6 protein-coding genes are annotated in these 9,061 nt (G+C 51.5%); all 6 read right to left on the minus strand.

All coding sequences use genetic code 11. The features are described 5' to 3' along the window. Positions 1-173: 173 nt before the first annotated feature. Positions 174-479 (minus strand): 30S ribosomal protein S10, encoded by a 306-nt coding sequence (rpsJ, locus tag H8B15_RS14025; protein WP_185281366.1) that lies wholly within the window; start codon positions 477-479, stop codon positions 174-176. Positions 480-500: 21 nt separating this feature from the next. Beyond that, complete coding sequence (gene fusA, locus H8B15_RS14030) at positions 501-2,642, minus strand: elongation factor G (protein ID WP_187320310.1); 2,142 nt, start codon at positions 2,640-2,642, stop codon at positions 501-503. Positions 2,643-2,741: 99 nt separating this feature from the next. Next, positions 2,742-3,209 carry a 30S ribosomal protein S7 gene (gene rpsG / locus H8B15_RS14035; RefSeq protein WP_187320311.1) on the minus strand — a complete coding sequence of 156 codons (468 nt, stop codon included), beginning with the start codon at positions 3,207-3,209 and terminating at the stop codon, positions 2,742-2,744. A 94-nt stretch (positions 3,210-3,303) separates the two neighbouring features. Then, complete coding sequence (gene rpsL, locus H8B15_RS14040) at positions 3,304-3,732, minus strand: 30S ribosomal protein S12 (RefSeq protein ID WP_185281368.1); 429 nt, start codon at positions 3,730-3,732, stop codon at positions 3,304-3,306. A 231-nt stretch (positions 3,733-3,963) separates the two neighbouring features. After that, positions 3,964-4,293, minus strand: a complete 330-nt coding sequence (locus H8B15_RS14045; RefSeq protein ID WP_187320312.1) for a DUF3467 domain-containing protein — start codon at positions 4,291-4,293, stop codon at positions 3,964-3,966. A gap of 338 nt (positions 4,294-4,631) precedes the next feature. After that, the gene (gene rpoC / locus H8B15_RS14050; RefSeq protein WP_187320313.1) at positions 4,632-8,981 is read right to left on the minus strand and encodes a DNA-directed RNA polymerase subunit beta'; all 4,350 of its coding nucleotides are present in this window, start codon (positions 8,979-8,981) and stop codon (positions 4,632-4,634) included. Positions 8,982-9,061 lie beyond the last annotated feature (80 nt).

Raw genomic sequence — 9,061 nt, forward strand, 5'->3', positions numbered from 1 at the left:
CTAACAATCAAATACTTTACTGCTGCTAAGACAACATCATTATCCTTCTGAGCGTGCTTTATCTTGCTTACAGTGCAGACCCTTTTTAAGCAGAATTCTATACAAAAAATCGCCCTATCAACTGGGATAGTTGATAGGGCGACTCTTCCTAATTAGTCGGAGAAATTAAATCCTCAGACTTTAATTTCAACGTCAACACCGCTAGGCAGCTCCAGCTTCATGAGAGCATCTACTGTTTTCGACGAAGTCGAGTAGATATCTACAAGACGTTTGTAGGTGCAAAGTTGGAACTGCTCACGCGACTTCTTGTTCACGTGGGGCGAACGAAGTACGGTGAACTTCTCTTTGTTAGTGGGCAGTGGGATGGGGCCGCTAACAACAGCGCCCGTAGCCTTCACCGCCTTCACAATCTTCTCCGACGACTTATCCACCAAGTTGTGGTCGTAGGATTTGAGTTTGATGCGAATTTTCTGGTTCATTTCTATAATGTGAAAGCGGATTTAGCGAATGGCGTTACCTTTTTGCTTGGCGATGATGCCATCAGCCAAGTTGGTAGGCACCTGGTCATAGTGCGAGAAAGTCAGCGAAGCTGAAGCACGACCCGACGTGATAGTACGCAATGATGTTACGTAACCGAAAAGCTCTGATAGAGGCACATCGGCTTTCACCACGTTGGCACCACCTTTTGTGTCCATGCCTTTCATGATACCACGACGACGGTTCAGGTCACCTGTTACGGAACCGGTGTACTCGTCTGGTGTTACTACCTCTACTGCCATGATGGGCTCAAGCAGTTTAGGGCCAGCCTGACGAGCTGCTTCACGGAAACCACCGCGGGCAGCTAGTTCAAACGACAAGGCATCGGAGTCAACATCGTGGTACGAACCGAAGAACAGACGCACTTTCATGTTGTCGAGCGGGAAGCCAGCTAATGGGCCGTTCTTCATTGCTTCCTCAAAGCCCTTCTGTACCGGTGCGATGAATTCGCGGGGGATTACACCACCCGTAATATCATTCACAAACTCCAGACCTGGTTTCTCCGGATCAGTCTCTTTCGGGCCAAGTTCAAATACGATGTCGCCAAATTTACCACGACCACCCGTCTGCTTCTTGTACGTTTCGCGGTGCTCTACTTTTTTGGTCAGAACCTCTTTGTAAGCAACCTGCGGAGCACCTTGGTTGATTTCAACCTTGAACTCACGACGCATGCGGTCGATGATAATCTCAAGGTGAAGTTCACCCATACCACGCAATACCGTCTGACCAGTTTCCTGGTCGGTCTGTACCGATAGGGTAGGATCTTCTTCTACGAGCTTGGCAATGGCCATACCCATTTTGTCTACGTCAGCTTGCGTCTTCGGCTCGATGGCGTAACCAATTACAGGCTCAGGGAACGACATTGACTCCAGCACCAGAGGCTTGCCTTCAGCAGTCAGCGTGTCACCTGTTTTGATGTCTTTGAAACCTACACCAGCTGCAATGTCACCCGCTTGAATCTTCTCAATTGGGTTTTGCTTGTTGGAGTGCATCTGCATCAAACGCGAGATACGCTCTTTCTTCTGCGTGCGGTTGTTGAACACATACGAACCAGCATCAAGCTGGCCACTGTAGCAACGGAAGAAGCACAAACGACCTACGAATGGGTCGGTAGCAATTTTGAACGCCAGCGCAGTGAAAGGCTCATCGTTGTCGGGGTGACGCTCTACCTCTTCACCGGTATCAGGGTTGGTACCAATAACAGCAGGCATATCAAGAGGCGAAGGCAGGTAAGCCATAACGGCATCCAGCATAGCCTGCACACCTTTGTTTTTGAATGCTGAGCCGCACATTACGGGCGAGAACTTCATGTCGATAACCGCTTTGCGGATTACGTCCATCATTTCCTCACGCGTGATGCTGTCTGGGTCGTCGAAGAATTTCTCCATCAACGTGTCATCGTATTCAGCAACGCTTTCTACGAGTTTCTCACGCCACTCCGCAACCGTATCCACGAGGTCTTCGGGGACCGGCACCTCTTTGTAGGTTTTGCCTTGAGTAGCATCATCCCACACAATGGCTTTACCAGTCAGCAGGTCAACTACACCTTTGAATGTGTCCTCAGCACCGATTGGAATCTGCAACGGTACAGGTGTAGCACCGAGCTTCTCCTTAATCTCGTTGACAGCTTTGAAGAAGTCAGCGCCGGCACGGTCCATCTTGTTGACGAAGCAGATACGTGGCACTTTGTATTTGTCAGCCTGACGCCATACAGTCTCAGACTGAGGCTCAACACCAGACACGGCGCAGAACAGTGCCACAGCACCGTCCAGCACGCGCAACGAGCGCTCTACCTCTACCGTAAAGTCAACGTGACCGGGGGTATCAATGAGGTTGATTTTGTATTGCTTGGTATCAGGAGTTGGGTCGCCCTGTACGGTAGGATAGTTCCAGAACGTAGTGGTAGCGGCCGAGGTAATGGTAATACCACGCTCCTGCTCCTGCTCCATCCAGTCCATCGTGGCAGCACCTTCGTGCACTTCCCCGATTTTGTGGGTTTTGCCGGTGTAGTAGAGAATGCGCTCCGAAGTCGTGGTCTTACCGGCGTCGATGTGCGCCATAATCCCGATGTTCCGGAGGTATTGCAGGTCTTTATTAACAGCCATTGCTTTATTAAGTGTTATTTAAGGGCTTAGGGTCTTGGGCACCTAGTAAGCTTCAAAGAGAAAACTAAGTTCCTAAGACCCTAAGTCCTTAACAACGATTTAGAATCGGAAGTGCGAGAAGGCTTTGTTGGCTTCAGCCATGCGGTGGGTGTCGTCTTTTTTCTTAACGGCAGCACCTTCACCTTTGGCGGCAGCAATAATTTCGCCAGCCAGCTTGTCTTTCATGGTTTTCTCACCACGACGACGAGCATATTGGATCAACCATTTCGAGCCAACAGCAATACGACGGTCAGCACGAACTTCGATCGGCACCTGGAAGGTAGCACCACCTACGCGGCGGCTCTTCACTTCTACAGTTGGCATCACGTTGTTCAGGGCTTTGCGCCACATTTCCAAGCCACTCTCTTTGGTGCGTTGCTCCACTAGGTCGCAAGCATCATAGAAAATAGTGTAGGCTAGGTTTTTCTTCCCGTCGTACATCATGTAGTTGACGAAACGGGTTACCAGCGTCTCCTTGTATTTGGGGTCGGGCAGGAGAATGCGCTTCTTCGGTTTTGACTTTCTCATTGTCGGTTATATTGTAGCTGCTCGTTGTCAGTCATTAGTTGTTAGCAAAGCAGAGCCTCTAACAACTGACAACTATCAACTGCCAACTAACTATTTACTTCTTCTTACCGGGTGCTGGTTTGCCACCTTTACCGGCTGCGGGAGCCTGGCCTGGCTTCGGACGCTTCGCGCCGTACTTCGAACGACGTTGCAAACGGCCGTTTACACCGGCGGTGTCGAGAGCACCACGGATGATGTGATAACGCACACCTGGTAAATCCTTCACGCGGCCACCACGGATCAGCACGATGCTGTGTTCCTGCAGGTTGTGGCCTTCACCGGGAATGTAGGCGTTAACTTCTTTGCCGTTGGTCAGGCGCACACGGGCAACTTTACGCATAGCCGAGTTTGGCTTCTTAGGCGTAGTGGTGTATACACGGGTGCAAACGCCACGGCGCTGCGGGCACGCATCAAGAGCCGGCGACTTTGACTTCGTCGTCAGCTTCTCGCGGCCTTTACGTACTAATTGGTTAATGGTAGGCATCTACGGAATGGTTTGTCCAGGAGGGTCTTCTCCCAAAAAATTAGGCTTGCAAAGGTAGAGAAAGTGTTTTGAAATAGCAAACAGGTTGAAATAGTTTGTCTTAGAGAAATTACGAGAATATCCCTTTATAACCTTTCGCTCTTTCTCAACCCCTACCCTACTACACGGAAAGCAGCATTACAAATTCCGCTCAACAAAGAATTTGCTTTCAACTGCGTGGTTGCTCGCTAACTATGCTTCCCCCATTGTCCCTCCGAAATTCATCGGAAAGCTTGGCATCTCAGGTTGCGAGTTAATAGGGCCAAATGTCTGCTCGAAGCGCTCCACGTTATCGGCCAGTGCGGCAAGCAAACGCTTGGCATGCTCTGGCGTAATGACAATACGAGCTTTCACTTTGGCTTTGGGTAAGCCAGGCATCAACCGAATGAAGTCAATTACGAACTCGCTACTGCTGTGCGCAATCATTGCTAGGTTGGCATATTGCCCTTCAGCAATATCTTCCGGTAGCTCTATGTTGATGGCGTTGGGGTCTTGGGGCTGGTGGTCGTTATTTGCGTCCATCTACATTATGTTTCTTTGGTGTGTACATTTTATAACTATAAATAGCGCTGCATGTAGCTACTAGAAAGAGAACAGCGACACTAATGATAATTCTAATGTCTGACGGATGCTGAGGCAGTAATAGCTCATCCAACTTTCGTAACCAAGGCAAACGAGTTAGTATAGATAAGAGCTTGTTTAAGCATCCCAGCAAATACAGTAAACCTGTAATACACAGAATAAATCTAACTATCTCAGGTAGGTTGTTCCATTTAGCCTGAATATTCATAAGTACAAAGAAAACAAAACGGCCGGTCGGATTACTCCAACCGGCCGTCTCTTATTAATCTTTTATCGGACTATTCCGATACCGACTCACGCTTGGCGCGTGAAGTCCGCTTAGGAGCTACGACTTCTTCGGTTGCCCGGGCATTCTGCAATGCTTCGAGTTCCTCTTTCGAGCCTACTACCTGACGCGTGTATTCGCGCAAGCCAGTACCGGCCGGGATGAGGTGACCTACGATTACGTTCTCTTTCAGGCCCAACAGTTCGTCGGCCTTGCCACGGATGGCAGCTTCCGACAGCACCTTGGTCGTTTCCTGGAACGAAGCGGCCGAGATGAACGACTGCGTACCCAACGATGCCTGCGTAATACCTTGGAGGGTAGGACGCGATACGGCGGGCTGAGCTTCCCGCACTTCCACCAGTTTCAGATCCCGACGACGGAGCGACGAGTTTTCATCGCGCAGCTTACGAGCCGATACAATCTGGCCGGGGCGCAGGTTGGTCGAGTCACCGGCTTCCGTTACCACCTTCATGTCGATGATGGTATCGTTTTCTTCCATGAAGATCACCTTGTCGATAACCTGGTGCTCCAGGAAGCTCGTATCGCCGGCGTCGAGAATCACAACTTTCTGCATCATCTGGCGCACTACCACCTCAATGTGCTTATCGTTGATTTTCACACCCTGCAAGCGGTACACTTCCTGAATCTCGTTCACGAGGTATTCCTGCACGGCGCCCGGACCCTGAATGCTCAGGATATCGTTCGGCGTGATGGCACCATCGGAAAGTGGCATACCGGCCCGGATGAAGTCGTTGTCTTGCACTAGGATGTGCTTCGACAGCGGCACCATGTATTTCTTCTTCACACCGTCTTTCGACTCGACGAAGATTTCACGGTTACCACGCTTCACGGTACCATAGCTTACTACACCGTCGATTTCCGACACAACGGCCGGGTTCGAGGGGTTACGCGCTTCGAACAGTTCCGTAACGCGGGGCAGACCACCGGTGATGTCGCGGGTCTTACCCACGGCACGTGGAATCTTGGCCAAGATGTAACCAGCCTTGATTTTCTGACCATTCTCCACGTTTAAGTGAGAGCCTACCGGTACGCTGTAGCCTTTTTGAGACTCTTCAGCGTCCTTCTTGCTCGACTTCACGATGATGGACGGGTTCTGCGTCTTGTCGCGCGATTCGATAATTACCTTCTCACGGTGACCAGTCTGCTCGTCCGATTCCTCACGGTAGGTTACGCCTTCCGTAATCGAATCGTACTGAATCGTACCGTCGAACTCCGCCAGGATAACCGCGTTGTACGGGTCCCAGTTGTTGAGTTCCTGACCTTTTTCCACTTGCTGACCTTCGTCAACGAGCAGGAAAGAGCCATACGGAATGTGGTGCGAGATGTACACTTTGCCAGTACCTGGCTCCACGATACGAATCTCACCCGAACGACCCATTACAACCTTCACCGATTCGCCCTCGGCATTGGTAGTATCTACTGTCCGTACGTCTTCAAACTCGATGACGCCGTTGAACTTAGCACGCGTGCTGGCTTCTACCGCAATGTTAGAAGCAGTACCACCTACGTGGAAAGTACGCAGCGTGAGCTGAGTGCCGGGCTCACCGATGGACTGCGCAGCAATAACACCTACTGCCTCGCCTTTCTGGACCATACGGCCCGACGACAAGTTACGGCCGTAGCACTTGGCACAGATACCGCGCTTCGATTCGCAGGTCAGTACCGAACGGATTTCCACCGATTCGATGCTGGTCTGATCAATACGACGCGTTACCTCTTCGGTGATTTCGTCGCCGGCCGTCAGGATTACTTCGTCGGTCAGCGGATCGATGATGTCGTGTACTGCAACCCGACCCAGGATACGCTCGGCCAACGATTCTACGATGTCCTCGTTATCCTTCAGTGCGAAGGTCTCGATGCCACGCAGTGTGCCGCAGTCTACCTCGTTCACAATAACATCCTGCGACACGTCTACCAGACGACGCGTCAAGTAGCCGGCGTCGGCCGTTTTCAGTGCCGTGTCGGCCAGACCTTTACGGGCACCGTGGGTAGAGATGAAGTACTCGATTACGTCCAGACCTTCTTTGAAGTTAGACAGAATCGGGTTTTCGATAATCTCCCCTACCGAACCTTGCAACGACTTCTGCGGCTTGGCCATCAGACCCCGCATACCGCCGAGCTGGCGAATCTGCTCGCGTGAACCACGGGCGCCGGAGTGCATCATCATGTAAATCGAGTTGAAGCCCTGGTTCTCCTTTTCGAGGCGACCCATGAGGGTTTCGGTGATTTGGTTGTTGATGCGCGTCCAGATGTCAATAACTTGGTTGTAACGTTCATTGTCCGTAATCAGACCCATCTGGTAGTTCTGGGTTACGGCTTTCACGTCGTTCTGAGCTTGCAAAATCAACTCGTCCTTCTCCTGCGGAATCTGGATATCACCCAGACCCATCGACAGACCACCTTTGTAAGCTGACTGGAAGCCCAGCGTCTTGATGTCGTCGAGGAACTGTGCGGTGCGGGCCATACCGGTCCGCTTGAACACCAGCGAAATGATCTGCTGAAGTTTCTTTTTGGTCAGCAGTTCGTCTACGAATCCCACCTCCTCAGGTACGAGTTGGTTAAATAGCACACGACCAGCAACGGTTTCGATGATTTTGGTAACGAGGTTGTCGTCTTCATCTCGAACCTTCGTGCGTACCTTAATATAAGCGTGCTTCGAAAGTTGTTTCTCGTTGATGGCAATTACTACCTCTTCATCCGAGTAGAACATCCGGCCTTCTCCTTGGATCTTCTCGTCGTCGGTCGAGCGCTTGCCTTTGGTCACATAGTATAGACCCAGAACCATATCCTGCGACGGTACCGCGATGGGTGCGCCGTTGGCTGGGTTCAGGATGTTGTGCGAAGCCAGCATGAGCATAGAGGCTTCCAAGATAGCAGCAGGTCCCAGGGGAACGTGCACAGCCATCTGGTCACCGTCAAAGTCAGCGTTGAAGGCCGTACAAACAAGCGGGTGCAACTGGATAGCCTTGCCTTCGATGAGACGCGGCTGGAATGCTTGGATACCCAAACGGTGCAGGGTAGGAGCACGGTTCAGGAGAACAGGGTGGCCTTTCAGCACATTCTCCAGAATATCCCATACTACGGCATCCTTACGGTCAACAATCTTCTTAGCCGACTTCACCGTCTTCACAATACCGCGCTCAATGAGCTTGCGGATGATGAACGGCTTGAACAGCTCAGCAGCCATGTTCTTGGGCAAGCCGCACTCGTGCAGCTTCAACTCAGGACCTACCACGATAACCGAACGACCAGAATAGTCGACGCGCTTACCGAGCAGGTTTTGGCGGAAGCGGCCCTGCTTGCCTTTCAGCATATCAGATAGCGACTTCAGCGCACGGTTGCCCTCAGCACGCACGGCATTCACCTTACGCGAGTTGTCAAACAGCGAGTCTACAGCTTCCTGGAGCATGCGCTTCTCATTCCGCAGAATTACTTCAGGAGCCTTGATTTCAATCAGGCGCTTGAGACGGTTGTTACGGATGATAACACGGCGATACAAATCATTCAAGTCGGAGGTAGCAAAGCGGCCACCATCCAACGGCACGAGTGGGCGCAGTTCCGGCGGAATCACCGGCACCATGCGGATTACCATCCACTCAGGCTTGTTCTCAATGCGGGTAGCGGCATCACGGAACGCTTCCACTACGCGCAGACGCTTCAAAGCCTCAGCCTTCCGCTGCTGCGATGTTTCGTGGGCAGCAGAGTCGCGCAGAGAGTAGGACAGCTCATCCAAGTTGGTACGCTCGAGCAGCATTTGCAGCGCGTCGGCACCCATCTTAGCGATGAATTTGTTTGGATCTTCATTGGGCAACATCTGGTTCTCGCGGGGGAGACGGTCGATGATATCCAAGTACTCGTCTTCTGTAAGGAAGTCGAGTTGCTGTACGCCTTCTTCAGCCAGAATACCTGGCTGCACGACAGCGTAACGCTCGTAATAGATAATCTGATCGAGCTTCTTGGTGGGTAGGCCCAGCAGGTAGCCAATCTTGTTAGGTAGGGACTTAAAGTACCAGATATGCGCAACGGGCACCACTAATTCGATGTGGCCCATCCGCTCCCGGCGTACTTTCTTCTCGGTTACCTCCACGCCGCAACGGTCGCAGATGATACCCTTGTAGCGAATCCGCTTGTATTTGCCGCAGTGGCATTCCCAGTCCTTCACAGGACCGAAGATTCGCTCGCAGAATAGACCGCCCATTTCGGGCTTGTACGTCCGGTAGTTGATCGTCTCAGGTTTCACTACTTCACCGTTCGACCGCTCCAAAATGGATTCGGGCGAGGCCAGCGAAATGGTGACTTTCGAGAAGTCCTGTACCAGTTTCTTGTTTTTTGCAAACGCCATGTAGGGTAGCTGTTGTTAGCTGTTGGCTTTATCTGTTTGTTGGTTCCGCCAGTCTTAAGGCGGGTCGGAAAGAACATAAC

The sequence above is a fragment of the Hymenobacter citatus genome (assembly GCF_014333615.1).
GTDB lineage: Bacteria > Bacteroidota > Bacteroidia > Cytophagales > Hymenobacteraceae > Hymenobacter > Hymenobacter citatus.